This window comes from Leucobacter aridicollis, assembly GCF_013409595.1.
GTDB lineage: Bacteria > Actinomycetota > Actinomycetes > Actinomycetales > Microbacteriaceae > Leucobacter > Leucobacter aridicollis.
In genome coordinates this window covers 3,035,749-3,062,049 of record NZ_JACCBD010000001.1, presented here as the reverse complement: position 1 = coordinate 3,062,049, position 26,301 = coordinate 3,035,749, and the positions used below count along the sequence as shown (strand labels likewise).

The window sequence follows — 26,301 nt, the reverse complement described above, 5'->3', positions numbered from 1 at the left end:
GCGCTAGTCGGAGGAGAGCATGACGATCGAGCTCGTCGTCGGTGTGGGAAGATTCGGGTCGAGCCACACGTCGGGTTCGATGTAGATCACGCGCGCCGCCGGGACCGCCTCGCGCACGCGGCGCTCGGCCATGTTGATGATCACGGAAACCTCGGACATGGTGGTCGTGGCTGGCAGCGAGACCTTCGCGGCGACCATGATCTCGTCGGGGCCGAGGTACAGGGTCTTCATGTGGATGATCCGGTCGATTTCCTTCGCATCCGCGAGGGCGAACTGGATCTTCTTCACATCTTCCTCGGTGGCTCCCTCACCGACGAGCAGGCTCTTGGTTTCGAGGCCAATGATGACGGCCACCGCGATGAGCAGCAGACCGATGAGGATCGTGGCTGCAGCGTCGAAGAAGGTGTTCCCCGTGATGACAGTCAGGCCGACGCCGATGAAGGCGAACGTCAGGCCGGTGAGGGCCGCGAAGTCCTCGAGCAGGATCACCGGAAGCTCTGGCGACTTCGAGCGGCGAATGAACGAGAGCCAGGTCGACTTGCCCTTCAGCGGCTTGCTCTCCTTGATCGCGGTGCGCAGCGAGAGGCTCTCAAGCACGATTGCGATCGCGAGCACGGCGAGGGGCAGCCACCACATTTCGAGGGTGTGCGGATCCCTGATCTTCGAGATGCCCTCCCAGATCGAGAAGAGACCACCGACGGAGAACAGCACCACCGCGACGATGAAGGCGTACACGTAGCGCTCGCGGCCGTACCCGAACGGGTGCTCGCGGTCGGGCGCGCGCTTCGCCTTGCGGCCGCCGATGAGTAGGAGCAGCTGGTTGCCGGAATCAGCGAGCGAGTGCACGCCCTCCGCGAGCATCGCCGATGAGCCCGAAAGCGCCCACGCGATGAACTTCGTAATGGCGATGCCAACATTTGCAAGGAGCGCCGCGATGATCGCGCGCTTGCCACCTTCACTGCTCATTGTGCCTCCTGGGTTTCATGCCCTCGGCCTCAAGTGTATGCGGAGCCACATGCTTTGCCAGGAGTCGCGCGGCATGCCCCGGGAACGTTGAGCGTGATGTTCAGGTGCTCGTGCGCTGGCTTTCAGCGGCCAGTGAGATCGAGATGCGTGTGGTTCCTGGAGACTCGCTGCACAACCGGAGCCCGTTGTCGGGCAGACTGGACGTATGACGACGCAGCCAGAGACCGCAACGCTTCCCCGCACCGCAATGATCGGAGTCGGCTCGATGGGAGGCGCGATCCTCGCGGGCCTCCGCAGCCCAGACGTGAGGATCGCGCTTCCGATCACCGTCACTACGAACTCCGCGGCGAGCGCAGCCGAGTTCGACGGTGCCTCCGACGTTGTCGCCTACGCGGCCGAGACCGACCCGGCCGCGAACCAGACCGCCGTGCGTGACGCGGAGCTTGTCATGCTCGCGGTAAAGCCGTGGATGATCGCGGGAGTCGCGAAGGAGATCGCCGCCGAGATCGCCCCCGGAACGATCGTGGTGAGCGTCGCGGCAGGCGTCTCATGCGAGCAGATCGAGGCCGAGCTCCCCGGAGCGCAGGTCGTGCGGGCGATGCCGAACACCCCATCACACCTCGGGAGGGGCGTGACGGGCGTCGCGGGTGGCACGTCTGCATCGGCTGAGGCGGTCGAGACGGTGCGCCAGCTGTTCGAAACCGTCGGAGACGTCATCGTCGTGCGTGAGGACCAGATCAACGACGTCGCAGCGGTCTCGGGGTCCGGGCCCGCCTACCTGTTCCTGTACGTCGAGGAGATGACCGCCGCCGCACTCCGGCGCGGCTTCACGCCTGAGCAGGCGCGTGTGCTCGTGAACGGGACAGTCTCCGGTTCCGCGGAGCTGCTCGTCCAGAGCGGCGAGGAGCCTGCGCAGCTGCGCCGCAACGTGACGAGCCCAAAGGGAACGACCGAGCAGGCCGTGCTCGTGCTGCAGGACGCGAACTGGGGGGAGCTGTTCGACCGGGCGCTCGCCGCAAACGTTCGCCGCTCGGAGGAACTGCAGCGGGGCGAATAGCCCGCACGCGGGGCGGCGTCCGCTCCCAGGGAGTTGCGTATGGGATCCGCACAAGATCAGGCCGATTTGGTCGGCTGTGGCAGATCTTCTGCAGATCCCATTCCGTGCGGCCGCGGCGGGCGGCCGGGCTAGCCGATTGTGGCGAAGCGCTCGACGTCGGCGGCCGTTCCCGACACGATGATGAGATCGTGTCGCGAGATCATGGTGTCCTGCGTCGCGTGCGTGAACGGTTCACCGGGCGTCTTCACGCCGACGACAGTCACCCGATAGCGCGTGCGCACGCCGCTCTCCCGCAGCGTGCGGCCGCGGACCGACCGGGGCGGGTACATCTTCGCGATGACGTAGTTGTCGTCGAACTGGATGAAGTCGAGCATCGCGCCCGAGAGCAGGTGCGCGACGCGCTCGCCCGCCTCGCGCTCCGGGTAGATGACATGGTTCACGCCGATCCGCTCGAGAATCTTGCCGTGGGAGTGCGAGATCGCCTTCGCCCAGATCTGGGGCACCCCGAGGTCAACGAGGTTCGCGGCGATGAGCACGCTCGACTCGATCGACGCGCCCGTCGCGACCACGGCGATCTGAAACTCGTCCGCGCCGATCTGCTGCAGGGCCTCCATGGAGCGGGCGTCGGCCTGCACCGCGTGCGTGACTCGGTCGGACCACTTCTGCACGAGCTCGGCGTTGCTGTCGACGACGAGGACCTCGCGGTCCTGCCGGTCGAGCTGACCGGCAGTCGAGGCGCCAAAGCGCCCAAGCCCGATCACGATGACGGGCGCATCACTTCGAATATCAACCAACGATCGGCCTTTCCTCCGGGAACCTGAACAGCCGCGACCTGCTTGTCGCGGCGACGGCGGCGGCGAGGGTGACGGTGCCGACACGGCCCGCCCACATCGTCGCCGCGAGAACGTATTTACCGGCGTCGGGCAGCGCCTCCGACAGGCCGGTGCTCAGCCCGCACGTGCCGAAGGCTGAGATCACCTCAAACAGGGTCTCATCGAGTGTTGTACCAGCGATGTGCATGATGGCCGTCGTCGAGATGAGCACGATTGTCGCGCCCCAGATGAGGACGGAGACGGCGACGCGGAGCACCTCGGTCGGGATCCTCCGGCCGAACGCCTGCATGTCTTGGTAGCCGCGCGCCTCCGCATAGGCGGCGAGGAAGAGCACGGCGATTGTGGTGACCTTGATGCCGCCGGCCGTGGAGGCAGACCCGCCGCCAACGAACATGAGCATGTCGATGACGAGCCTGGTCGAGCCGTTCATCTCCATGGGGTCGATGATCCCGAGGCCGCCGGAGCGCGTCATGATCGACATGTACCACGCGTCGTACAGGGTGCGGCCGACGGGCTCGGCTCCGAGCGTTGCCGGGTTGTTCCACTCGAGGGAGGTGATGAGGAGCCAGCCGAGCACGACGAAGACGAGCGTCGTCGCGAGCGTGAGCTTTGCGTGCAGCCCGATGTGGCGACGCTTTTCGGAGCCCTTGATCACGTATCTGTAGAGCGCGAAGATCACCGGGAAGCCGATGCTGCCGAGGAAGACGCCGAGGGCGAGCACGGTGAGCAGGTAGTAGTCGCCGAGATAGGGTTCGAGCCCGCCGGCGAGCGGCACAAACCCCGTGTTCGTGAAGGCCGACGCTGCGAGGTAGAACCCGTTCCACAGTGCGTGCCAGAAGTCCATGCCCTCGGCCATGAGCCTCGGCGTAATGAGCAGGGTAAGACCCGCCTCAATGACCAGGAGGCTGATCGCCACAGCCGACAGCAGGCCGCCGATGTCGCCGAGGCCGACGGCCTGGCTCTCGGAGGCGCCACGCGCCGTCCGGTTCGGGTTCGTGTCGCTCGCGACGAGCAGCCGCTGCCTGAGCCCGAGCCTTCGGGTGACGGTCAGGCCGAGCAGGCTCGCGATCGTCAGCACGCCGACGCCGCCGATCTGGATGCCGAGCAGGATCACGATCTCCCCGAAGAGCGACCAGTGCGTCGCCATGTCGATGGTTGAGAGACCGGTGACGCAGATCGCGGAGACCGCGGTAAATAGCGCATCGGCGAGCGGCGTGAGTTCGCCGGATGCGCTCGAGATCGGGAGTGCGAGCAGCGCCGTCCAGATAGCTACGAGGCTCGTGAAGACGAGGATCGCGAACCGGGCGGGGGTGGTGTGCACGAGCGCATGGAACCACGACGGCCTATTTCCCTGAAAGGGAGCCCTGTTCGTCAGTGCGCTTGAGCTCACTTCTCCTTCTTTCAGCGAACGGTGGGGGTCAATGTTGTCATGCTACACACTGGTCGGGATACCCTGGTGTCTATGCCAGACATTTTCGGAGTGATCGCGGACGCGACCAGACGTGACATCTTGCAGGTGCTGCTCGACCGTCACGTCGATGATGCCGAGATGAGCGTCTCCGAAATCGTCAACCAGCTTGAGATCAGCCAGCCTACAGTTTCGAAGCACTTGAAGGTGCTCCGCGACGCCGAGCTCGTCACTGTTCGCGAGGAAGGCCAGCACCGGTTCTACTCGCTGAACGCCGAGCCGCTCGAGATGGTCGAGGATTTCGTGATCCCGTTCCTGTCCGCTGGCTTCGAGACTGAGGTGACTGTCGAGTACCTCGATGGCAATGGCTCGTCGCTCACTGGCCCCGCTGGGCTGCAGGACGGGGAGCCCGTGCTGCCCGAAGAAGCGGCGAGCGCTGCGGAGCGTATCGGGCGCGCTGCCGCCGTTGCCGAGCACCGCGTGAAGGAACTTGTGGCGCGCTTTAAGCTGCGAGAGTAATCTGTCAGTTCGCGCGAGCGGGCCAGGCGTTGTAGACTGTTGAACTTGTGGGCCACGTTACGGTTAGGCCCCGTACGGCCCGAGAGACGTGAGGTAACTGATGGGTTCAGTAATCAAGAAGCGCCGCAAGCGTATGTCCAAGAAGAAGCACCGCAAACTGCTTCGGAAGACTCGCCACCAGCGTCGCAACAAGAAGTAATTGTTACACCACAGCGGCCGGCAACGATCACATCGTTGCCGGCCGCTGTGGTGTTTGTGGGGGCCTGCTTAGCTTGCGGAGATCAGGCCTCGCACAAGGTCGACCGCCGCGGGGCCGTCCAGCGCCGGATACCCGTCCCACGTGCCGCCCCCGACAGTCGCCTCGACTCCTGGCACCCACACGGTCGTGGCGGTGGCCCCTGCGACCGCGGTGCCGAGCGTGAGCGAGAACGCGACGCCCCCGTGTGCGCTCACCCAGTCGCTGTCGATGACGGTACCGCCATCGGACTGTGCAACAAGACTCGGGTCGGGAGCCTCCGCGTCAGGCTCCACTGGTGCGAGTTGCACCGACACTGCCCTGATGTTTGCGGGGTCGAGCTCGCCGTCCGCGGGCTCCCAGGAACAGCTGACGCCCCACTCGTCGACGACGCTCGCCTCGTTGGGGACGAGTCCCTCGATGTACGGCTGAACGGCGGCCTCCACCTCGGCGCATGACGAGACCTGTGCAAAGCTGAACTGCGGCTGGGCGCTGTCCGAGGGGCTCGGGTCTGCGGGGCTGGTGGCGTCAGCGGTCGGCGTTCCGCCGGCACCGGGTGCAGCACCGCAGCCAGTGAGGAGCATGAGGGCGGCGGCGGTCACGGAGAGCGGGACGGGTCTGCGCATGTCACCCAGGCTAGCGAACGTCGTCCGCCCGACACGAGCCCCCTGGAGCGAAGTGCGAAGCCGGTGGCCGGCCGTTCGGCCTAGACTTGCAGCGTGGAACCAGTTCGCATCACTCTCATTGGGAAGCCCGGCTGTCACCTCTGCGACGACGCTCGGGACGTCGTCGAACGGGTGCGCTCGGAACTCGCTGCTGACGGCGTAGCGACCGAGCTCGCAGAGCTGAATATTCTCGAGGACGCCGAGCTGGCGCGCCTGCACTCGGAGGACATCCCCGTGGTGCGCATCGGTGACAAGCGCCATGCGATCTGGCACGTTGACGCGGAGAAATTCGAGACTGCGGTTCGGCGGGCCGCCGGGAGCAAGAAGCCGTTCTGGCGTCGCTGACTGGCCCGGCGGGCCGCCGCCTGCCACCACACGTCGCGCGCGACCACTCGGGTCGCGCGGCACACCGCACTGATTGAAGGAGACCTCGTGACTGTACGCCACATTGTGAGCTGGAAGATGAATGGCGAGACCCCGGAGGACCGGGCGCGCCAGGCAACGGAGATCGCGGAGGCGCTCCGCCCGCTCCCGCAGACCGTGCCAGGCATCCTGTCGCTCGAGGTGCACCTCAACGCGTACAACGTCGATGCGAACTGGGATCTCGTGCTCGTCAGTGACCACGAGGACCAGGCTGCGCTCGACGTCTATGCAACCCACCCCGACCACCTCGCCGTCGTCGCGCTCGTCAAGGAGCGCGCCGCGGGTCGTGCCGGGGTCGACTTCGAGGTCTAGCCCGTGACCGCGGAGTCGCGGCCGCAGCAGATTCACCTGAGCTCGGCGCTCGCACAGCGCATTGTCGACGAGCTCGCTCCGGCGATTCAAGAGAACCTGAACCTGATGGACGCGCACGGCTTCATTATCGCGTCGAGCGACGTCGCGCGCGTGGGCACCCTGCACCCTGGCGCACGCGAGGCCGCCGCCACGAACGAGGCTGTGAGCGTGTTCGCGGACACGGTGCGCTCCGGGGAACGGCCTGGTGTGAACCTTCCCCTCGAATACCGCGGCACGGTGATTGGGGTCGTCGGCGTCACCGGGACCCCGGCCAAGGTCCAGTCGCTCGCCCCCGTGCTCGTGCTCACCATTGCACTGCTGTTCGAGCGCGAGGCTGAGCTTGCGGGCGAGTCCCGGAGGGACGCGGCGGACCGCGACGTGCTGGCGCGATTGGTGCACGGCTCGCGTCCGCTCGACGCGATCGGCGCGCTCCGCCAGCGCAGCCCCGCCCTGGTGGGCCCGTGGGCGCTCGTCGCTGGGATGGTGCCCGCGGCGACGGCTGCCGGCGTGGCGGCGTTCGACTCCGCGCGGGTCGCAAGGCTGCGGTCTGCCCTCGGCCCCCACGTTGTCGTCGGTGCGTTGCGGGGCGTGCTGTGGGTGCTTGCGAGCGACGCCGAGCGCGCTGCCGACGGGCGGACGGACCCTGGCGCCGCGCTCGCCGGCCGAATCAGTGAGCTCCTGCCGGATACGGCGCTCGTCTTCGGGAGTGTGTGTCGCAGCGATGCGCAGCTCGCGCTCGAGGCGAGTCAACTCGCTGCGCTGTCGGCGCAGCGCAAGCTGTGGAACGCGCCCGGCGTGCGGGCGGCGAGCTCCCATCTCTTGCACCTTGCGGCGGCGCACCTGCCCGCGCCGGTCGCCGAGAGCCTCATGGCTGTGCTGCGGGGGCTGAGCGCCGCCGAGCGCGAGACACTCGGCGCGTACCTCGCGGTGGGGAACGCTGCCGAGCTCTCGCGGTCAGGCTTCACGCATCGAAACACCGTCCGCCGCCACCTGCAGGCGATCGCCGAGCGGACGGGGTTTGACCTGCGCGTTCCGGAGCAGGCGGCGGTGCTCGCACTGGCGATTGCAGCCCAGCGGGCTGTGGGGGAGACGGGCGCCAGCGCGCGCTGACCTACTCCATCGACGCGCGCGGTGCAGAATGCACTGCCTGTTGCGCCACGGTGTGTGAGTTACGGTGCGCTTCGCACCTGTTCGGGAGTCGTCGCCGCTCCTATGCTGAAACGCATGCCCGGCAAAGAACGCCCCGTGATTGTTGCAGCCCCTGACTCGTTCAAGGGGAGCTGCCCTGCCGACGCGGCCGCGCGCGCGATGATTGCCGGGGCTCGCGACGTCTGGGGCGATGCAGCGGAGTATGTCGAGATTCCGCTCGCCGATGGCGGGGAGGGGACGCTCGACGCCCTGCTCACCGCCTGGGGTGTCGGGGCTCGTGATGCTCGCGTGCTCGACGCGCTCGGCCGACCGCGCACTGCCAGATACGGCGTGAGCACAGACGGGGCGACCGCGATCATTGAGGCAGCTGAGGCCAACGGGCTGCCCTGGGTGAGCGACGAGCCGCTGCGACCGCTCGACGCCGACACGTTCGGCGTCGGACAGCTCGTGCTCGACGCGCTCGATTACGGGGCGACCGAGATCCTGCTCTCCGTCGGCGGCTCGGCGACGAGCGAGGGAGGCACCGGCATCCTGCGGGCGCTCGGCGTCAGGTTCCTTGACGCCGCTGGTGTTGACGTGCAGCCGGGTGCGGCCGGGCTCGGTTCGATCACGACGATCGACACGTCGGGGCTCGATCCGAGGGCCAGCGCGGCGACGTGGAAGATCGCCGTCGACGTCGGATTCCCGCTCTGCGGACCCGAGGGCGCCGCCGCTGTGTTCGGCCCGCAAAAGGGCGCACGGGCGAGTGATATTGCGGTGATCGACGCCGGGCTCGCACGGCTCGCGACAGTGCTCGCGGAGCGTAACGGCCTGCCCGCGAGCGCCTACACCGAGCGGCCAGGCTTTGGCGCCGCGGGCGGCATCGCCCTCACCGCGGTCGCGCTGCTCGGCGCAGAGACCGTCGCCGGCGCGGATCTCGTGTCCGAAGCAATCGGGCTTCCAGACCTCCTTGCTCGCGCCACGCTCGTGCTCACCGGCGAAGGGCAGCTCGATAGCCAATCGACAAACGGCAAGGTCGTCGACCTTGTCGCGCGCACCCGGCCCACCGCTGTGCCGCTCGTCGTGATCGCCGGCTCTGTTGCGCTCACCGCAGCCGAGGGCCGGGCCGCGGGCATCACCGCCGCGTTCTCGATCGCCCCCGGACCCGCAGCTCTCGCCGAGCTCGTCGCCGACACCGAAGCCCGCATTTCCGAGACGGCGGCACACGTTGTCGCGCTCGCGATGCCCCGCAACCCCACCGCCTGACACCGCCGTCGGGCGACCCACCACACTGACACAGTCGTCATTCAAGAAAGAGAGAAACCGTGCTCGATCTCATCGTGCTACTGGTGCTGGTCGCCGGGATTGTCCTGGTCACCGCCAAGTTCAAGATATCTCCGTTCCTCGCCCTGCTCGGCGCAGCGTTCATCGGCGCCTTCGCCTTCGGGCTCCCCGTCGAGGAGATCATTCCGACGATCACCGAATCCTTCGGGAAGACCCTCGGCAACATCGGCCTCGTCATCCTGTTCGGCACGATGATCGGGGTGATCCTCGAACGATCTGGCGCGGCGATCGCGATGGCTGATGCGCTCATTAAGCTCATCGGAACGCGCTTCCCGACGCTCACGATGTCGGTCATCGGATACATCGTCTCGATCCCCGTGTTCTGCGACTCGGGGTTCGTGATCCTGAACTCCCTGCGCAAGGCCATCGCCAAGCGAACCGGCGTCTCGCTCGTCGCGATGTCGATCGCGCTCATGACGGGTCTGTACGCCACGCACACGCTCGTCCCGCCGACTCCCGGCCCGCTCGCGGCCGCCGCGAACCTCGAGGTCGATTCCCACCTGGGCCTCCTCATCGGCCTCGGCCTCATCGTCGCAGCAGTTTCCGCGCTCGCCGCGCTCCTCTACGCGAACACCTTCCTGAAGCGCGACATCGAGCTGCTCCCGCTCCCCGAGGGCGAGGTCGAGGAGAGCTACGAGGACCTCAAGGCCGCCTACGGGAAGCTCCCGAATGGCTTCGTCGCGTTCCTGCCGATCCTGATCCCGATCCTGCTCATCTGCCTCGCGTCGATCGCGAAGCTCCCCGGCCTGCCGTTTGGTGAGGGCGGCCTCGCGGCCACCCTGAACTTCATCGGCACTCCCGTCGTGGCGCTCGCCCTCGGGCTCATCTCCGCGATCTTCCTGCTGCGCGGCAACGGCAAGCTCGAGCGGTTCAACACGCAGATCGCCGACGGTATCACGATCTCGGCGCCGATCCTCATGATCACCGCGGCAGGTGCGGCGTTCGGTGGAGTGCTCGGCAAGAGCAGCATCACCACGTTCCTCGCCGACAACCTCGCGACGCTCGGCATCGGCATCGCGGTGCCGTTCATCGTGTCCGCGGCGCTGAAGACCGCGCAGGGCTCGTCGACCGTTGCAATGGTGACCACGTCTGCGATGATGCTGCCGCTGTTGCCGGCGCTCGGGCTCGGCAGCGACATCGGTGCGGTGCTGTCGGTGCTCGCGATTGGCGCGGGCGCGATGGTGGTCTCGCACGCAAACGACTCGTACTTCTGGGTGGTGTCGCAGTTCAGTCGCATCCCGACGGCGACGGCCTACCGCACGCTCACGCCGGCGACGCTCATCCAGGGTGTTTCCGCGTTCGTCGCGGTCTGGGTCATCAGCCTCATCATGCTGTAGCGCGCCCGCCATACGCACCGAGCCCGGGCCCCGGAGGCAGCCAGTCACTGGCTGAGACAGGGGCCCGGGCTCGGTGCGTGCCGCTACGCGTTGACGGCGCGGGCGGCTGGCGCCTTCGGCACAAAGTTCCACGGCACCCCGTCGCCGTCGTACCCGAGATACGAGTCCTGGATCTCGATCTGGTCCGCGAGATATTTTGCATCGTGCCAGACGCCCCAGATGAAGGTGGATCCGCGGCTCGACTGCCAGGGGAGGCCAAGGAAGTAGACGCCGGGCTCTGAGGACACGCCGCGCTGGTGGCGTGGGAGGCCGCGCTCGTCGAGCGCATCGACTTGGAGCCACGAGTAGTCACTCTTGAACCCCGTCGCCCAGACGATCGAGGTGATGCCGGCGGCGGCAATGTCGAGCTCGCGGATGGGGTCGAGCGCATCGGCCGGGAGCGGTCCGAGGTTGTGCGCCTCGGGCTCCTCGGGAAGATCGAGTCCGTTTCGCGCGATGTAGGCGTCGGCCGCCTGCAGGATGGCGAGGTAGTTGCTGTCGCCGCGTTCGATGTTGGCGGCCAGATCATCGTCGAACGTGAGCGTTCCATTGGAGTAGCCGCTCGCGCGCCCGACGAGACGGATGCCGTCTGCGGCGAGGTCGCGGAAGTCGACGGTGTGACCTCCGTCGGCGCCGCTCACGGCGATGGTGACGTGCTCGGATCCCGCTGCCGGGGCTGCCGCCTGCCAGAGGCCGAGGGTGCCGAGCCACCAGACGAATGCGCGGCCGCGGTAGCGCTGCGGTGGGCGATCGTGGGGTCCGACCGCCAACGTCACCTCGCGGCCCGCGCGGCGCAGCTCCGCGGCGATCTGCACGCCGGAGGAGCCCGCACCGACGACGAGCACGCCACCGGCGGGAAGCTGGTCGGGGTTTCGGTAGGTGCTCGAATGGATCTGAGTGAGCGGGGCGTCGTCTGGGACGAGGGGCGGAATCGCTGGATTCTGGAACGCGCCGGTTGCGGCGACGACGTACCGGGCGGTGATGGTGCCCTCCGAGGTGTGTGCGGTAAACCCAGCGCCGTGCTCGTTGCGGCGTACGGAGGTCACGCTCACCCCCGTGCGGATGGGGGAACAGAACGCCTTCGCGTAGGCCTCGAGGTAGTCGGCGACGGCGTCTTTCGGCGCGAACTCGTCAGCTGCGACGCCCTCAAACGCCATGCTTGGGAAGCGGTCGTGCCAGGCCGGACCATTTGCGACGAGCGAGTCCCATCGAGCGGTGCGCCAGTTCTCGGCGACGCGGTTTCGTTCGACGACGATGTGGTCGATCCCGCGCTGGGTGAGGTGCTCGCTCATCGCCACGCCGGCCTGGCCGCCGCCAACGACGAGGACCTCGGTGACCTCGGGTTCAGGGCTTGACATAGTTTCTCTCCGCTCGAGTAGAAGTGTGGGGTGCGGAGCGCCCGGATCGGGGCGTACTCCCGTTCGGCTGCTCTCTGCCGGGTCGCGCGGGCGGCGACCTTCGACGCACCTAGCAAACCGCAGGGGTAGCGAGCGAAGCCAATACACATTCGCGGAGCATTGGATCAGGGAAATAGATTGAACCCTGACGAGTTATCGGAAAAACGCATGAATGAGCCGCTGTCCGGCGGCTACTCGGTCGCGGTCGCCCCGTCTTCGGCGAGCAAATCTACGAGCGCCTGCTTCACGGCCTTGGACCGCGCGGTCTGTTCGACCTGAGCGAGGGTGGCGATCGTGACGTCGAGGCCGCGAACGTCGCCGCTGAGTTCGACGGTTGCGATGCTGTTGCCCGCGTAGGTCGCGGCGGTGCGCGGGCGCTGGTTGAGGATCGAGAACCCGAGCCCCATGGCGACGAACGACCGCACCGCCTCGTAGTTCTTCGTGCGGTAGCGGACCTCGGGGGAAACACCCGCCGTCGCGAGCAGGCTCAGAAAGTAGTCGTTGCTGTCCGGCAGGTCGAGCAATACGAAGGGCTCGCTGCTGAGTTCGGCGAGCGAGACCGATGCGCGGCTGGCGAGTGGGTGATCGGTGGAGAGCACCGCATGCGGAGCCGCGTGCCCGACGACCTCCTGGGCCACGCCGTCGGCGTTGCTCAGCGCGTAGGTAATGGCGACCTCTGCGCGGCCCCCGCGCAGGTCCGCGAGGTTTTGCTCGTAGTCGCCTTCCCTGACGGAGACGGCGAGGTTTGGGTGGCGCTCCCTCAGCCGGTGCAGCAGGGGTGGGATCAAGAAGGGGGTGAGCGTATGGAAGCTCGCGATGGTGATCTGGCCAGTGAGGTCGTCGCGATCTGCTTGGATCGTGTCGATTGTCTCCGACAGCATCCCGAAGAGCCGCTGGGTATCGCGAAGCAGCGACTCGCCCGCGGCGGTGAGGATCAACCCCTTGGAATGCTGTCTGATGAAGAGCGTCGCCCCGAGCGACCGTTCGAGCTGCGCGACGGCCGTGGATACTGCTGATTGGGCAACGTGGAGCTCCTGGCTCGCTGCCGTCATGTTCAACGCCTTCGCACACGCCGCGAAATAACTCAGCTGCGTGAGGGTGAGCGGAAAACGCTGCGCCATTGCCTGTCTCCTTCTCGCGTCGACGGATCGATCTGTTTTCCAGATACCCTATCTTTGTTTTGAGTATTTTACAGATACTCGGATTCTCTCGACAATTGGCTGGAGAACGAAGACCCCCACTCAACGAGGAGATCCTGTGACGGAGCCAACGCACACGCGCCTGCGGATGTTTAACACCAAGGAAACCTATCCGGAGCAGAACCTCGACAATGACCTCTGCCAGGCGGTTGTCGCGAACGGGGTCGTGTACCTGCGCGGGCAAATCGGTCAGGATCTCGAAACTCGCGAGTCCGTCGGCATTGGCGACGTCGTGGCCCAGACCGAGAAGGCCATGTCGAACATCGACATGCTCCTCCGAGAGGCAGGCAGCAGCCTCGCTGACATCGTCAAGGTGACCGTCTACATCATTGACCCCCGGTACCGCGAAGACGTGTATCGCACCATGGGCACGTGGCTGAAGGGCGTCTATCCGGTGTCGACCGGCATTGTCGTTCAGGCCCTCGCACGCCCAGAATGGCTCGTTGAGATTGACGCGACCGCCGTGATCTCGGAGGCGGACGCGGCATGACGCTCTCGCTGATTCTTCGTGACGCCGAGACCGGCGAGTTCGGTTCGGTCATCGCCTCGTCGTCTCCCGCTGTCGCGGCGCGCTGCGTCAACCTCGCCGACGGCGTGGGCGGTGCGCACTCACAGAACGTGACCGATCCCAGACTCGGGCAGTCATTGCTCGCCGAACTCCGCACTGGTGCGAGCGCGCAGGAAGCGCTCGATGCAGTGGTCTCCGCAGCCGACCCGGCCACCATCGACTACCGGCAACTGCTCGTGCTTGATAGCGCTGGCCGGCCCGCCGTCTTCTCCGGGGGAAAGGCGCTCGGCATCTTCGGCGCCGCCAGCCGTGAGAACGCGGTCGCCGGCGGCAACATGCTTGCCTCGCTCGAGGTGCTCGACGCGCTCGTCGACACTGCAGTTGCGGCAACGGGACGGATTGAGGAGCGCCTGTTCGCCGCGCTGCAAGCCGCGCTCGCGGCCGGCGGCGAGGCTGGCCCGATCCATTCGGCAGGCCTCGCGGTGGTGAGCGACGCCGGATGGCGCGTCACCGATCTGCGCGTTGACTGGGACGACGCCCCGGTCGAGACGCTCGGCCGCGTCTTGGCAGAGTGGCTGCCGCAGCGCGACGACTACACCCACCGCGGGCTCAACCCGGCCGCTGCCCCGTCGTACGGAGTCCCCGGTGACGAGTGACGCGCTGAAAGCTGGGATCGCGGCGGCCGTCGGAGCCGTGGAACCCGAACTTGTCGTGCTATCGAACCAGTTGCACGACGACCCCGAGCTCGGCTGGCAGGAGCATCGCTCGGCCGCGGCCGTCTCCGGCGTCCTAGAGGCCCACGGCTTCGAGATTGAACGCGCCTACCTCGGTCTTGCGACCGCGTTTCGCGCGGTGCGGTTGCCGGAGCGGGCCGCGCGGTTCACCGTCGGGTTTCTCGCCGAGTACGACGCGCTCCCAGGGCTTGGGCACGCCTGTGGGCACAACCTCATCTCGGCGATGTCGGTAGGCGGCGCGATCGCGCTCGCCGCCGTGGCCGATGAACTCGGCATCGCGGTCGAGGTTGTCGGTACCCCCGCGGAGGAGGGCGGGGGCGGCAAGATCGAGCTGCTCGAGCGTGGCGCATTTGCCAACCTCGACCTCGCCCTTATGGCGCACCCCGCCCCGGTGGACGTCGCTGAGGCCAAGCCGTTCGCCGTGACGCACTGGCACGTGCAGTACGTCGGCCAGGCCGCACACGCCGCGGCGTACCCCGAGCGCGGCACGAACGCGAACGATGCCTTCCTCGTGGCCCAGCTCGCGATCGCGCTGCTCCGGCAGCAGCTCCCTTCGAGCGTTCGGGTGCACGGCGTGCAGACCCGAGGTGGGGAGGCCCCGAACGCGATCCCGGAGCGCACCGAAGGCCGGTGGTACGTGCGCGCGGAGACCACCGCGGAGCTCATCGCGCTCGAGGAGCGCGTGTTGAAGTGCTTTGAGGCCGGTGCACTCGCGACGGGCGCGAAACTCACCGTGACGCCCGAGAGCAAGCGCTACGCAGAGATGCGCACCGACGACGAGGCGCTCGCCTGGTACCGGGAAAACGCGCTCGCACTCGGGCGAAACTTCGACGCCAACCCCGCCGACGTCACCATGAACCGTGCGTCCACTGACATGGGGAACGTCTCCCAACTCGTGAATGCGATCCATCCGTACATCGGGGTTGGCGGCACCGCGAGCAACCATCAGGCCGCCTTCGCCGACGCCTGCGTCGGCGAGACAGCGGAACGCACACTTCGGGACGGGGCGACGGCCCTCGCGTGGACTGCGCTCGACGCGGCGCGCTCCCGCGCCCACACCATCTGACACAACCCTCAACCCACAAATGAAGCAGGAGAAGTCAATGTCGACAGAATCGCCTGTCCATGAAATCAGCGATCTCGTGGACCAAAAGAGTCTTCGAAAAAGCGTCGTAGCGGGATCGATTGGTGTGCTGGTGCACTGGTTCGACTGGGCTGTCTACGCGTACCTCGCAGGCACAATTGCCGTCGTGTTTTTCCCGGAGAGTAATAGTTCGTCAGGTCTACTCGCGGCGTTCGCGGTCTTCGCGGTGTCCTTCCTAGTCCGTCCCATCGGAGCGGTGATCTTTGGCCGACTCGGAGACCGGCTTGGACGAAAGCAGACACTGTCCATCGTGATCCTGTCGATGGCACTTGCAACACTTGTTCTGGGCTTGCTTCCGGGGTACAGCTCGATCGGGATCGCCGCGCCGATCCTTTTGATCGCTACTCGAGTCGTGCAAGGGCTCGCCGCGGGCGGTGAGTTCGGTAGTGCCGCCGCGTTCCTCGGCGAGTTCTCACCCGCAAATCGAAGGGGGTTCGGGGTAAGTTGGCTCGAGTTTGGCAGCCTACTCGGCTTCCTCCTCGCCTCTTTCACTGTTGTGCTGCTCAACGTCGTCTTCGATCCTCAACAAATCATCGACTGGGCATGGCGGATACCGTTTCTCATCACTGTTCCACTTGGCTTTATCGGGTTGTACATTCGTCGGAAGATCGAAGACACCCCAGAGTTCGAACAGCTCAAGGAACTCGAAACGGTTTCTCACGCTCCCGTTCGCGAGGTGTTCCAGCGGAATAGGCGAGAGTTCATTCAGACCTGCGGCATGGAAATCTTCATGAACGTGACCTTCTACGTTGTGCTCGTGTATTTGCTGACCTACCAAGAGGTCTATATCGGGTTTGACGCTGGCCGTGCGGCCCTGCTGTCGACGCTTGCCTCGGCGCTCGGGCTCATTGTGGTTCCGCTCGCCGGCATCGCGTCGGACAAACTCGGGCGAAAGCCCGTGCTGATGACTGCTGCCGTGGCACTCACATTGCTCGCGGTTCCGCTCTTCCTCCTCATGCAATCAGGGGCATCGTGGGCGTCCTTCGTATCCACACTTGGGCTGGCGCTCATTCTTGCGATTATCCTCGGAACACATGCCGTGACCGTCGTTGAGCTGTTCCCGACGCGCACGCGGCAGACTGGACTCTCGATTGCGTACGCGGTGACGGCGGCTCTCTTCGCCGGAACGGCCCCATACGTGTTGACCTGGCTCCTCGACAGCACGGGAAACATGCTCGTACCGGGGTACTTCTTGGCCGCCGTCGGCGTCGTAGGAATCATAACGGTCATTTCGATACCGGAAACTCGCGGGGTAGCGCTCCTGAAAGAGCAGGACCTTGAGACGGCAACAGTCGAGATTCCGGGCGAGGTGTACGGGAGAGCCTAGCGGCGCCGAAGGTCGGGTCTGCAAGGAAGGCCAGACCCGACCTTCCTGCTTGCGGCGGCCCGCCCGCCGCAGTTGTAGACCGCCTTACCGGCCTACGACCCGAACGACTTGCTCCATTCGCGGACCCTGGCCGCGCTCTCCTCGTCCGACAGGTCCTCGATCCTGGTCATCACCGACCAGCGCACCCCGAAGGGGTCCCGGACGCTCGCGAATCGGTCGCCCGATACGAAGTTCGTGAGTGGTTCGCGCAGCGTCGCCCCGGCGGCGAGGGCGCGCTCGACGACGGCGTCGGCGTCGCTGACGTAGAGCCCGAGCGAGTAGCAGTCGTCGTCTCCGACTGGCGGTGCGACGAGTCGATAGTCGGGCGAGGGCTCGCCGAGCTGCAGGTGGCCGGACTCGAAGGCGAGTTCGGCGTGAACGACGGCCCCACCCATCTCGGTGACGTCGATCACGCGTGCGCCGAAGACGTCGCGGTAGAACTCGATCGCCTCGCGGGCCCCCGGGATCGCGATGAACGGCGTCAGGCTGGTGGCGCCGTTTGGGCGCCCGTTGGTGGTGTGCTCGCCGTTCGCGGCGGGGAATTCGGTGGTGGTCATGCAGTAAGCGTAGGGTCGCGCAGGCTTCGCCGGCTTGTACATTTGTGACAGGTGCGCCGCGGGAGGGGAGGCCAGGATGGACGTCGACGGCGGCAGGGGAGTGCTTTACCCCGAGCGCCTCCCCGAGTTTCATCGGGTGGCTGCGCCAGCCGATGTGAGCGAGTGGGTCACCTGGTTCTGGATTCCCGAGTGGCGGCTGCCAGACGGCGTGACGATCACCCAGGAGATTCTGCCGTTCCCCGCATGCAACCTCGTCGTTGAGCCCACGGGCGTGACGCTCGTCGGGCCACCGACTCGGCGATCGAGCCGGGTGCTTGAGGGAGCCGGGTGGGCGGTTGGCGCGCTGCTGAAGCCGGCGGCAGTGCCCGCGCTCGCGCCGGATCCTGCCGGGCTGCGGGACGGCGCGCGCACTCTCGCCGAGCCGGCGCTGCTGGCCTCGGTCGCGGGTGCTATGGAGTCGGCGAGGCCGGGAGACGACCGTCGGGGCGCGGCCGTCGCGGCAGTGACAGCGTGGCTCCGAGACAGGCTCCTCGAGCCCGATGCCGACGGGCTGCTCGCTAACCGGCTTGCCGTGCTCCTCCAGCAGCCGGAGATCACGCGCGTCGATCAGCTCGCCGCCGAGCTCCACGCGTCGACGCGCACGCTGCAGCGGATCGCGGTGCGTGCGTTTGGGCTCTCACTGCACGCGATGATCCAGCGGCGGCGCCTCCAGGAAGCTGCCGAGCGGCTGCGCGCTGAAGCGCCGGCCGATGCCGCCGGGGGAGCGGTTGCGAGTATCGCTGAGATCGCCGCGGCGACCGGGTATGCCGATCACGCGCACTTCACGCGCGACTTTACGGCCGTGCTGGGGATGACGCCTCGGGCGTACCGATCCCGTGCGCGGGGAGCCTGAACTCCGCCGGTGGGAGCGCGGCGCCGGTCGCCGCGTCGGCGAGAACCCGACCGATGGCCGGCGCGAACTTGTACCCGTGCCCCGAGAGGCCGGCGGCGATCGTGAGCGGCCCGACGCGGTCGAGCACGAAGCGTCCTGACGCGGTCGAGGTGTAGGTGCAGCTCATCTCGACGCCGGTGTCGGGATCGAGGCCGGGGAACCATTCGATGACGTGCTCGCGCACCGCCGCCCGTACCTCGGGAGTGGGGGCGAACGTGCGCTGATCCGGATCGACGACGTGGCCGACCGCGTGCAGGCCGACCTTGACGCCCTCGCCCGGGCTTGGCATGCCGTACACGTTGCCGCCGCGCTCATCGAGCTGGGCGGGCGTGAACATGTGGTTGAACGACGGCCAGATGTGCGCCGGGTCGCGCGGGGTGAAGTGCGCGGGGTGCTCCTCGGTGACGGTGAGCGTTGGCAGGTCGACGAGGCCATCGAGCAGGGATCCTGACCAGGCGCCCGCCGCGACAATCGCTGATCCCGCCGCGAGCGTGCGCACGGAACCATCCGCTCCCTCGACCTTGACGCGCACCCCGGCCGCCGAGGCGTCGATGCCGCGCACCCGCGCTCGCCGCTCGATCGTCGCTCCGGCGCCCGCGGCGGCAGCCTCAAGCGCGTCGAGGGCGCGGGCCGCGTACCCGACACCGGCCTGCCTGCCGAGGAGCACGGGGCCCGCGAACCGCATGCCCGCCCAGCGCTCGGCGGCCGCAGCCGGGGTGAGGAGCGCAACGTCGGCGCCGCGGCCGACGAGGGCCTCGTGCGCCGCGAGCACGACGGCCTCGTCACCCTGGGTCACGAGCCCGTGGAGCCCGAGGAGTGGCTCTGCCGCGCCCGCCTCGAGCTCCCGCCAGAGCGCGAACGCCTCGTCGAACAGGTCGAGGTAGAACTCCTCGTGGTACGCGTTGTTGATGTTGCGCGTCGAGCCGTGCGAGGCGCCGCGCGCGTGGTGCGGGTCAAACTGCTCGATGAGATGGACGCGCTCGCCGCGTCGCGCGAGCTGCCAGGCTGCCGAGAGCCCCATAATGCCGCCGCCGACGATGATGTGGTCAGTCTGTGTGCCCATGCTCCGAGCGTATCTCGCCCGCGGCCTGCTCGGCTGAAGCCCGCTCGGTTGAGGCCTGTTCGTCCGCCGGTGAGTGCACGTGGACGCGCTCGCCGGCGGCGTTGAAGATGCTGATGACCTCGGCCGGGCCGGGCCCCGCCGCGCGCATGCGATGCGGCACGATCGTGTCGAACTCTGCGGCCTCGCCAGGCAGCAGCGTGAGCCGCTGCTCGCCGAGCTCGAGGCTGAGCTCGCCCGAGAGCACGTAGAGCCACTCGTGGCCGTCGTGCACCTGCGGCTCGCGCGCCGGCGCATCGGGCCTGTACGTGATCTTGAACGCGCGCACGTCTGACTCGGTCCTGGTGAGCGGGGCGATCGTCATCCCGCCGCGGGTGACCGGGGTGCGGTGCACTCGCGGGTCGCGCGTCGCCGGCGCAAGCAGGTCGTCCACCCGGATGCCGAGCTGCCGGGTGAGCGGCAGCAGCAGTTCGAGGCTTGCCTGGCGCTTTCCCGATTCCAGGCGCGACAGGGTTGACACCGACATGCCTGCCCGGCTGGCGAGGTCGTCGAGCGTCCAGCCGCGGCCCTGGCGTGCGGCGCGCAGGCGGGGTCCGAGCTGACCGAGTTCTTCCATGGCTGTCTCCCGTCGCGACGATACACATCTTGCCGATAGTGCAAAACTCATTGCCATTGTCGCATACCGTGTTGGAGCATGGACGCATGAACACCACGGACTTCGATGCGATCGTCATTGGCGGAGGCGCCGCCGGCCTCAGCGCCGCCCAGGCGCTCGGCAGGTCGCTGCGGCGCACCCTCGTCATCGACGCGGGCGCGCCGCGCAACCGCTTCGCCACGCACATGCACAACGTTCTCGGGCTTGACGGCACGCCCCCGTTGGAACTTCTCGACCGCGGCCGCGCGGAGGCCAGTGACTACGGGGTGGAGTTCCTCGCCGCGAACGTCGTGACCGTGCGCGACGCCGGCGATACACTCGTCGTCGAGGCACTGCCGCATGGGGCAGGCGCTCCCGCGGAAGGCGACCCCGCGCCCGTGGCGATGGCGATCACCGCCCGCGCCCTCATCGTGGCGACCGGGGTCAGTGATCGGCTCCCCGATATCCCAGGCCTCGCCGACGGCTGGGGGCGCACGGTCCTGCACTGCCCCTACTGCCACGGGTGGGAGGTGCGCGGCGGCCGCCTCGGCGTGCTCGCGACCTCGCCCGCCTCGCTGCACCAGGTGAAGCTCATCAGGCAGTGGAGCGATACCGTCACCGTGTTCGCCGCGGGACTCGGAGGGCTCGACGACGGCACCGAGCGCGCTCTCGCCGCCCGCGGCATGCGGGTCGAGCGCGACCCTGTCGCTACCGTGGCCCCGGGGTCAGCCGGCGAGTTGCTCGTCACCACGTCGGGCGGCGCCTCGCACAGCATCGACGCGATCTTCACTGCGGGCAGCCTGCGGCCGCACGACGGCTTCCTGTCTGAGCTTGGCCTCGAGCGCACCGAGTCGCCCTTCGGTAGCTTCATCACCGTCGACGTGACCGGCCGCACCAGCCACCCGCGCGTCTGGGCCGCCGGGAACGTCGTCGCGCCCATGGCGACCGTCCCCATGGCGATGGGCGCGGGGGCCGGGGCGGGCGGAGCCGCGAACTACGCCCTCGTCGAGGAGGACTTCGCGCTCGCCGGTGCCGCGTCAGAGAGCGCGAGCGCGTGAGCGGGCACGAGCAGGATCCGGTCGCGTTCTGGGAGGAGCGCTACGGCGGCACCGAGCGGGTGTGGTCGGGCCGAGTCAACGCCGCGCTGGCCGCGGTCGTCGCCGCGCACATCGATGGATCAGGATCGACCGAAGCGCCTGAGCGCGCTGGCTCGCAGGGGCGAGCTGCGCGCGTGCGACGGAGATCCCTCGACCTCGGCTGCGGCGAGGGCGGCGACGTGCTCTGGCTCGCCGAGCGTGGCTGGGATGCAACCGGGCTCGACCTCTCCCCAACCGCGATAGCGCGCGCCCGAGTGGAATCGGGGGCGCGCGGCGTTGACGCACGGTTCATGGTCGCGGACCTTGCGGAGTGGGCCGAGCGGACGCTGGGTGCCGGCGCGGGCGACCGGTATGACCTTGTCACGGCGAGCTTTCTGCAGTCGCCCGTGCACCTGCCCCGCGCGGCCGTTTTGCGCGCGGCCGCGCGCCACGTCACGCCCGGCGGTCACCTCGTGGTGATCTCGCACGGGGCGCCACCGGATGCCTCACCCGCAGGCTCAGAGTCGGGGCATCACCACGCCCCAGGCTCGTTCCCGACGCCGGACAGTGAGCTCGCGGACCTCGACCTTGACCCGGCCTCGTGGACTGTCGTGCTGGCCGAGGCCCAGAGGCGTGACGCGGTGACGGGTCGAGGCGACCGCGTACGGGCCATTGATACGGTGATTGTCGCGCGGCGCGTGGGTGGAGTGACCCTTCAGGAACACTATTGAAATTCAATCGATTGACGTAGCATGTGGGCAATCCATCATGGGGATGGCTGGGTGATTGATACAAGGGAGTATTGCTCATGGTTGCTGCAAACAATGAAGATTCTGTCCGGTCGCGGCGCGGCTGGACGAAAGCCCGGGCGCTGCTCGCTGGCGGCCTCGTACTCGGCGTCGGCGCGGCAGTTACGCTCGCCGCGTGGACCGACAACGAGTGGGTACGTGGCGTCTTCGGCACCGGAACGTTTGGTATCGAAGGCTCGACTGACGGGGCGGCCTTCAGTGACAATCCCACCTCGGGGGATCCCGCACAGTTGAGCTTTGCCGTCGGAGCTGACAACCTCGCACCGGGCTCGCAGGTCTACGCCGGCTACGCGGTGCGCCTCACCCAGGATTCGACCTACCAAGCGAACGTGACCGTCGCGCAGGACGTGAGCGACGCGATTCCGGGCACCACCGCGAGCTACGTGTACACGACGAGCACGACCTGCGACGCTACCACCTTCGCGGCGGGCACCAACGCTAACGGGGCCACGTTCGAGCTCACGTCGCTCGCGGCACCGGCATTCCTGTGCTTCCGGGTCGTCGCGGACGACACGCTTGCACAGGGCGCGGACGGGTCGATCACCTGGACGTTCAGCGCTGAGTCTGGCGCGACACTCTAGCGCTCATGGCTCTGCGAGACGGCCGGCGGTCGCATCGGAGAGGACGAGACACGACCGGCACATTCACCAAAGTGCGTGCGCTCCTTGCTGGCGCGCTCGTCCTCGGGGTGGGCGGGAGCATGACGCTCGCGGCCTGGACCGACACCGAGACCGCCCAGGGCACCTTTGCCGCGAGTAAGTTCGGGATCCAGGGGTCCACGGATGCGACGGCGTTCGCCGACCATCCGGCAGCTTCGCCCGCGGCGCTCTCGTTCGCGATCTCGCCAACCGCGATGTCGCCGGGCACGACAACGTACGCACGATTCGTCGTGCGAACGACCGCCGACACCACAGTGCCCGGCAGCGTCGCCCTCGGCGGCGCGACGGTCACCGGTACCGGGCTCGGCGCGTACCTGAGGTACGGGGTGCGCACCGTACCCGCCGGGAGCCAGTGCACGTCGGCAACTTACGCGTCCGGGACGGTCGTCGTAGCCGCTGACAGCGCGCTCTCGACCGCAGCGGGCAACACGCAGGCGCTGGCGGCGGCCGCGGGCGCACCAGTGACCTACTGCTTCGCGGTGACCCTGCCCGACGGCACCCCCAACGCGGCCCAGGGCCTGAACGCGACCGCGACCTGGACATTCACGGGAACCTCGACGAGCTAGCCGACGGGGCTGATCCAGGAGGGCGAGCGCCGGCAGGCGGAAAGGAACCAGGCACAGGATGACGAGAAACGGGCGGCGCGTCCGCGGCGTCGCAGCGAACGCGCTGCTGAACGTCGCGGCGCTTGGCGGGGCGCTCTGCGTGCTGCTCGTGCTGCTCGGGACGCTCATGAACGTCTCGATCATCATGTTCAAGACCGGGTCGATGTCGCCCACAATCCCGGCCGGCTCCGCCGCGCTCGTTCGCGAGATCCCGGCGAGCGAAATTCGCGTGGGGGACGTGCTCACCGTCGACCGTCCGGGGCAGCTCCCGGTGACGCACCGCGTGACAAGCGTCGAGGGGACGGGCGCAACCCGGATGATCACCATGCGAGGCGACGCAAACGAGACGGATGATCCGGCGCCGTACACCCTCAACTCCGCGCGCCTCGTCGTGTTCTCCATCCCGCACCTCGCGCGGCTCATCGTCTGGTTCTCGAACCCCGCGGTCCTCGGGCTCCTGACTGTCGCAACCGCGATACTCGTCACGTGGGCCTTCTGGCCGAAGCCACGGGATGGGCGGGGGAGTGGCGCGTCGGCCACCGAGCCCGAAGACGAACGGTCGGGCCCGCGGCACGCCGCTCCGGTGGCGAGCGTCGCCATCGTCACCGCAGCGCTCGCTCTCGGAGGCGCGGCCGGGCCGCTCGGCGCTGCTCCTGCCCTCGCAGCGGGGCTGGATCCCGACCCCCGCGAGACAGCGGTGCGGGCCGTTTCGGCGGGGAACAACATCACGCTGACCTCGATCGGCGATCCTGTCGCGATGCGAACGATGCGGCCGGCAGTGCCGGTGCTGTGGCAGGTGGGGGTGCGGGTGCACTCGCCCGATCCCGGCGAAGTGTCGGTCACCCTCGACGCCGCCGGGGCGGCCTCGCTGGGGCTTCGGCTCGACGTCCGCGAGTGCGACACCGAGTGGCTGGCCGGCGAGTGCCCCGGCACTGAGACGCAGGTCTCTGGCGACGGCACGATCGACCCCGTTGCCGCACCGCGCCTCGTCACCGTGCTCCCGAACGACAGCGAGCGGTGGTTCCTCATCGCGGCCACGGTTCCGCGGGTCGCGGCCGGGACGGTCACGCTCACCCTCCGCGCGGCAGGCGGCAGCGAGGTCGTCACCGCCGAGCCCGGGCCGCTGACGGCGCTGCCGGAGACCGGCGGGGCGCCGCCCGCGTGGCTGCTCGCGGGCGGCGCGGTCGCGCTCGGTCTCGCCGCCGCTGCGACAGCCTCAGGCGTGGCCGCGCTGCGGCAACGGAGGTTTGAACGGTGAGACCGCGGCCCCGGACCGGCCTCCGCCGAGCGCTCGCGGCGGCGCTGCCACTGGCCCTGTTGCTCGGGCTCGCCCCTGGCGCAAACGAGACCGAGGCAGCGTGGGCGGATGTTGAGGCGGCGCGCGGGGTCTTCACCGCACTGAAAGTGCCCACGCCGGTCAGCACGGCGGCGTGCGTCACGACGCCCGGACCGCTCGGGTTGTCGCCCACAGTCACCGTGAACTGGCGGGCGCCAGCCACCGCGACCGGCTACACGCTCGCCCAGGCCGAGTTCGGCTACTCGACGGGCGGGCTCCTCCTGCCGCTCACCTCCGCGCTGCTCGGCAACGTGTCGACCACCGGGACGCCGGCCGCCTACTCGACGGTCGCGAGCGGCGGACTCCTCGGGGGGCTGCTCGGTGGCACCTCCACCGTCGCTGTCCGCTTCATCGGTCCGGGCGGGTGGCGATCCTCGTGGCTCGTCGCCACCGCAACCATGGGCCTCGCCGGCGCGAACCCGACCTGCACACTGAGTGAGGCCCCCAGCGCGTAGCGCATGGGGGCCTCAACAGGGGTGCTACCGCTCGGTATCGCCTACGGAAGCAGGCGGTTCGGTCCGCGGAACAGGTACGTCGTCTCGCGGATCGACGGCTGCTCGAGCATGAGCATGAGCACGCGGTTCAGGCCCATGCCGAACCCGCCGTGTGCGGGCATGCCGTAGCGGAAGAAGTCGAGGTAGAAGCCGAGCTCCGCCGGGTCCATCCCCTTGTCGCGGGCCTGCGCCTCGAGCACCTCGATGCGGTGCTCGCGCTGCGCGCCCGTCGAGATCTCGGTGCCGCGGTAGATGAGATCGTAGCTCTTGGTGAGCTCGGGGTTCTCTTCGCTGCGCATGTGGTAGAACGGGCGGATCGAGACGTCGTAGTCCGTGACGAACACGAAGTCCGAGCCGAACTCTTCCTTGACGTGAGCGGCGATCTGGCGCTCGCCCTCGGGGTCCATGTCGGCGTCGGCGCGGGGAATCTCGTAGCCGCGAGCCTTCACGATCTCCTTCGCCTCGGCGAGGGGGATACGCGGGAACGGGCGTGAGGGAACCTGCAGATCGACGTTGAAGAGCTTCTGGATCTCTTCGCCGTGCTTCTCCTTGACCGCGGTGAGGCCCGCAACGATGAGCTCCTCATGGATCTCCATGACGTCCTCATGGGAGTCGATCCAGCTGAGCTCGGTGTCGATCGAGGTGAACTCGGTTGCGTGGCGCGAGGTGAACGAGTGGTCGGCGCGGAACGCTGGGCCGACCTCGAAGATGCCGCCGAAGCCGGCAGCCTGCGCCATCTGCTTGAAGAACTGCGGGCTCTGCGCGAGGAACGCCTTGCCCTCGAAGTACTCGACCTCGAAGAGCTCAGCGCGAGACTCCGACGCCGACGCCATGAGCTTCGGGGTCTGGATCTCGATGAAGCCGCGCTCAACCCAGACATTGCGCAGCGCATGCAGGAACGTCGTCTGCACGCGGAACACGAGGTTCTGCTCGGGGCGGCGGAGGTCGAGGAATCGCCAGTCAAGGCGAACGTCGATGTTCGAGTCGTCGGCGACAGGGTTGTCGGGCAGCGCCTTCGTGACGACCTCGATGGTCTCGATCTGAATCTCGACGCCGCCGAGCTTGACGCGCTCGTTGTGCTGCAGCTCACCCTCGACGGTCACGAAGGTGCCGTGTGTGAGTTCGGAGATCGTGGTCGTGCGGGGCACGAGGATGTCGGAGCGCGGGTTCTCGGGGTCGGGCTCGCGAAGCACGCCGCCATTGACGAGCTGCACTGCGCCCGACTCGTCGCGGAGCACGACAAACTGCACGTACCGCTGGTCGCGTACCTTCTCAACCCAGCCGGATACGCGTACGGGGCCGTCAACGCGTGCGGCCAGGTCCTTAATCAATACACGCTCAGTCACCCCGACAGTCTACTCGGTCGCCGCGGGGGTGCTGCGTGCACCGTTCTATCGGGGCCGCGCGCCGCCTGACCGGTCGGTCGCGGAACAGCCCCAACCCTGCACGAGCACCCCATTCCTACTGCTGGAATCGGGTCATTCTGC

General features: G+C 67.9%; 29 protein-coding genes. 19 read left to right on the top strand and 10 right to left on the bottom strand.

Features of this window, described 5'->3' with window-relative positions:
* Positions 1 to 3: 3 nt before the first annotated feature.
* Positions 4 to 966 carry a cation diffusion facilitator family transporter gene (locus BJ960_RS14135; protein WP_185987750.1) on the bottom strand — a complete coding sequence of 321 codons (963 nt, stop codon included), beginning with the start codon at positions 964 to 966 and terminating at the stop codon, positions 4 to 6.
* A gap of 205 nt (positions 967 to 1,171) precedes the next feature.
* On the opposite strand from BJ960_RS14135, the gene proC reads away from it, so the two are divergent.
* The gene (gene proC / locus BJ960_RS14130) at positions 1,172 to 2,023 is read left to right on the top strand and encodes a pyrroline-5-carboxylate reductase (protein ID WP_237463440.1); all 852 of its coding nucleotides are present in this window, start codon (positions 1,172 to 1,174) and stop codon (positions 2,021 to 2,023) included.
* Between the two features lie 128 nt (positions 2,024 to 2,151).
* Here the strand turns inward: proC and BJ960_RS14125 are convergent, their stop codons facing one another.
* Positions 2,152 to 2,817, bottom strand: coding sequence for a potassium channel family protein (locus tag BJ960_RS14125; protein WP_119282741.1), 666 nt, complete (start codon positions 2,815 to 2,817; stop codon positions 2,152 to 2,154).
* Positions 2,810 to 4,177 (bottom strand): TrkH family potassium uptake protein, encoded by a 1,368-nt coding sequence (locus tag BJ960_RS14120; RefSeq protein ID WP_220663775.1) that lies wholly within the window; start codon positions 4,175 to 4,177, stop codon positions 2,810 to 2,812. Before BJ960_RS14120 ends, BJ960_RS14125 begins: the two co-directional genes overlap by 8 nt.
* A 141-nt stretch (positions 4,178 to 4,318) precedes the next feature.
* Between BJ960_RS14120 and BJ960_RS14115 the strand changes: the two genes are divergently transcribed.
* Together BJ960_RS14115 and BJ960_RS14110 are read left to right on the top strand one after the other, a co-directional pair.
* A complete protein-coding gene (locus tag BJ960_RS14115; protein WP_121076725.1) occupies positions 4,319 to 4,783 on the top strand; it encodes an ArsR/SmtB family transcription factor in 465 nt (154 codons plus the stop codon).
* A 100-nt stretch (positions 4,784 to 4,883) separates the two neighbouring features.
* On the top strand, positions 4,884 to 4,982 hold the full coding sequence (locus tag BJ960_RS14110) for a 30S ribosomal protein bS22 (protein WP_005504750.1): 99 nt from the start codon (positions 4,884 to 4,886) through the stop codon (positions 4,980 to 4,982).
* 68 nt (positions 4,983 to 5,050) lie between these two features.
* Here BJ960_RS14110 and BJ960_RS14105 read toward each other — a convergent pair whose 3' ends face one another.
* Positions 5,051 to 5,644 carry a hypothetical protein gene (locus BJ960_RS14105; RefSeq protein ID WP_185987749.1) on the bottom strand — a complete coding sequence of 198 codons (594 nt, stop codon included), beginning with the start codon at positions 5,642 to 5,644 and terminating at the stop codon, positions 5,051 to 5,053.
* A 93-nt stretch (positions 5,645 to 5,737) separates the two neighbouring features.
* On the opposite strand from BJ960_RS14105, the gene BJ960_RS14100 reads away from it, so the two are divergent.
* The 5 genes from BJ960_RS14100 (at position 5,738) to BJ960_RS14080 (ending at position 10,266) form a co-directional block, all read left to right on the top strand.
* Entirely contained in the window at positions 5,738 to 6,028 is a 291-nt protein-coding gene (locus tag BJ960_RS14100) for a glutaredoxin family protein (RefSeq protein ID WP_185987748.1), read from the top strand.
* A gap of 87 nt (positions 6,029 to 6,115) precedes the next feature.
* A complete protein-coding gene (locus BJ960_RS14095; protein WP_121076731.1) occupies positions 6,116 to 6,418 on the top strand; it encodes a Dabb family protein in 303 nt (100 codons plus the stop codon).
* 3 nt (positions 6,419 to 6,421) lie between these two features.
* Positions 6,422 to 7,567: a CdaR family transcriptional regulator gene (locus tag BJ960_RS14090; protein WP_185987747.1), complete on the top strand. Its 1,146-nt coding sequence runs from the start codon at positions 6,422 to 6,424 to the stop codon at positions 7,565 to 7,567.
* Between the two features lie 114 nt (positions 7,568 to 7,681).
* Positions 7,682 to 8,851, top strand: coding sequence for a glycerate kinase (locus BJ960_RS14085; RefSeq protein ID WP_185987746.1), 1,170 nt, complete (start codon positions 7,682 to 7,684; stop codon positions 8,849 to 8,851).
* Between the two features lie 59 nt (positions 8,852 to 8,910).
* Positions 8,911 to 10,266 (top strand): GntP family permease, encoded by a 1,356-nt coding sequence (locus tag BJ960_RS14080; protein ID WP_185987745.1) that lies wholly within the window; start codon positions 8,911 to 8,913, stop codon positions 10,264 to 10,266.
* Between the two features lie 83 nt (positions 10,267 to 10,349).
* On the opposite strand, the gene BJ960_RS14075 is transcribed toward BJ960_RS14080, so the two are convergent.
* Together BJ960_RS14075 and BJ960_RS14070 are read right to left on the bottom strand one after the other, a co-directional pair.
* A complete protein-coding gene (locus BJ960_RS14075) occupies positions 10,350 to 11,663 on the bottom strand; it encodes a flavin-containing monooxygenase (protein WP_185987744.1) in 1,314 nt (437 codons plus the stop codon).
* Positions 11,664 to 11,893: 230 nt separating this feature from the next.
* Positions 11,894 to 12,823, bottom strand: a complete 930-nt coding sequence (locus BJ960_RS14070) for a LysR substrate-binding domain-containing protein (protein ID WP_185987743.1) — start codon at positions 12,821 to 12,823, stop codon at positions 11,894 to 11,896.
* Positions 12,824 to 12,959: 136 nt separating this feature from the next.
* Between BJ960_RS14070 and BJ960_RS14065 the strand changes: the two genes are divergently transcribed.
* The 4 genes from BJ960_RS14065 to BJ960_RS14050 are packed head-to-tail and all read left to right on the top strand — an operon-like array spanning position 12,960 to position 16,614.
* Positions 12,960 to 13,391, top strand: a complete 432-nt coding sequence (locus BJ960_RS14065; RefSeq protein ID WP_259126124.1) for a RidA family protein — start codon at positions 12,960 to 12,962, stop codon at positions 13,389 to 13,391.
* Positions 13,388 to 14,065 carry a DUF1028 domain-containing protein gene (locus BJ960_RS14060; RefSeq protein WP_185987742.1) on the top strand — a complete coding sequence of 226 codons (678 nt, stop codon included), beginning with the start codon at positions 13,388 to 13,390 and terminating at the stop codon, positions 14,063 to 14,065. The genes BJ960_RS14065 and BJ960_RS14060 overlap by 4 nt, the downstream gene beginning before the upstream one ends.
* Complete coding sequence (locus BJ960_RS14055; protein WP_307814547.1) at positions 14,055 to 15,209, top strand: M20 family metallopeptidase; 1,155 nt, start codon at positions 14,055 to 14,057, stop codon at positions 15,207 to 15,209. Before BJ960_RS14060 ends, BJ960_RS14055 begins: the two co-directional genes overlap by 11 nt.
* Before the next feature lie 19 nt (positions 15,210 to 15,228).
* The gene (locus BJ960_RS14050; RefSeq protein WP_237463441.1) at positions 15,229 to 16,614 is read left to right on the top strand and encodes an MFS transporter; all 1,386 of its coding nucleotides are present in this window, start codon (positions 15,229 to 15,231) and stop codon (positions 16,612 to 16,614) included.
* Between the two features lie 92 nt (positions 16,615 to 16,706).
* Here BJ960_RS14050 and BJ960_RS14045 read toward each other — a convergent pair whose 3' ends face one another.
* The gene (locus BJ960_RS14045; protein WP_121076747.1) at positions 16,707 to 17,210 is read right to left on the bottom strand and encodes a VOC family protein; all 504 of its coding nucleotides are present in this window, start codon (positions 17,208 to 17,210) and stop codon (positions 16,707 to 16,709) included.
* 76 nt (positions 17,211 to 17,286) lie between these two features.
* Between BJ960_RS14045 and BJ960_RS14040 the strand changes: the two genes are divergently transcribed.
* Positions 17,287 to 18,102, top strand: coding sequence for a helix-turn-helix domain-containing protein (locus BJ960_RS14040; protein ID WP_121076749.1), 816 nt, complete (start codon positions 17,287 to 17,289; stop codon positions 18,100 to 18,102).
* On the opposite strand, the gene BJ960_RS14035 is transcribed toward BJ960_RS14040, so the two are convergent.
* Both BJ960_RS14035 and BJ960_RS14030 read right to left on the bottom strand, forming a co-directional pair.
* On the bottom strand, positions 18,044 to 19,204 hold the full coding sequence (locus tag BJ960_RS14035; protein WP_121076751.1) for an FAD-dependent oxidoreductase: 1,161 nt from the start codon (positions 19,202 to 19,204) through the stop codon (positions 18,044 to 18,046). The genes BJ960_RS14040 and BJ960_RS14035 overlap by 59 nt on opposite strands.
* Positions 19,188 to 19,817: a helix-turn-helix domain-containing protein gene (locus BJ960_RS14030; RefSeq protein WP_121076753.1), complete on the bottom strand. Its 630-nt coding sequence runs from the start codon at positions 19,815 to 19,817 to the stop codon at positions 19,188 to 19,190. The genes BJ960_RS14035 and BJ960_RS14030 overlap by 17 nt, the downstream gene beginning before the upstream one ends.
* Positions 19,818 to 19,903: 86 nt before the next feature.
* Here BJ960_RS14030 and BJ960_RS16880 point away from each other — a divergent pair, with 86 nt between their 5' ends.
* From BJ960_RS16880 to BJ960_RS14000, 6 genes are all read left to right on the top strand, one after another.
* Positions 19,904 to 20,893, top strand: coding sequence for an NAD(P)/FAD-dependent oxidoreductase (locus tag BJ960_RS16880; protein WP_185987741.1), 990 nt, complete (start codon positions 19,904 to 19,906; stop codon positions 20,891 to 20,893).
* Positions 20,890 to 21,642: a class I SAM-dependent methyltransferase gene (locus tag BJ960_RS14020; RefSeq protein ID WP_185987740.1), complete on the top strand. Its 753-nt coding sequence runs from the start codon at positions 20,890 to 20,892 to the stop codon at positions 21,640 to 21,642. The genes BJ960_RS16880 and BJ960_RS14020 overlap by 4 nt, the downstream gene beginning before the upstream one ends.
* A 77-nt stretch (positions 21,643 to 21,719) precedes the next feature.
* Positions 21,720 to 22,301, top strand: a complete 582-nt coding sequence (locus tag BJ960_RS14015) for a SipW-dependent-type signal peptide-containing protein (protein WP_185987739.1) — start codon at positions 21,720 to 21,722, stop codon at positions 22,299 to 22,301.
* Positions 22,302 to 22,372: 71 nt separating this feature from the next.
* On the top strand, positions 22,373 to 22,945 hold the full coding sequence (locus BJ960_RS14010; protein ID WP_307814549.1) for a SipW-dependent-type signal peptide-containing protein: 573 nt from the start codon (positions 22,373 to 22,375) through the stop codon (positions 22,943 to 22,945).
* A 58-nt stretch (positions 22,946 to 23,003) separates the two neighbouring features.
* Complete coding sequence (locus BJ960_RS14005; protein ID WP_185987737.1) at positions 23,004 to 24,242, top strand: signal peptidase I; 1,239 nt, start codon at positions 23,004 to 23,006, stop codon at positions 24,240 to 24,242.
* Entirely contained in the window at positions 24,239 to 24,775 is a 537-nt protein-coding gene (locus BJ960_RS14000) for a hypothetical protein (RefSeq protein ID WP_185987736.1), read from the top strand. The genes BJ960_RS14005 and BJ960_RS14000 overlap by 4 nt, the downstream gene beginning before the upstream one ends.
* Positions 24,776 to 24,816: 41 nt before the next feature.
* Here the strand turns inward: BJ960_RS14000 and aspS are convergent, their stop codons facing one another.
* Entirely contained in the window at positions 24,817 to 26,160 is a 1,344-nt protein-coding gene (aspS, locus tag BJ960_RS13995) for an aspartate--tRNA(Asn) ligase (protein WP_220663779.1), read from the bottom strand.
* Positions 26,161 to 26,301 lie beyond the last annotated feature (141 nt).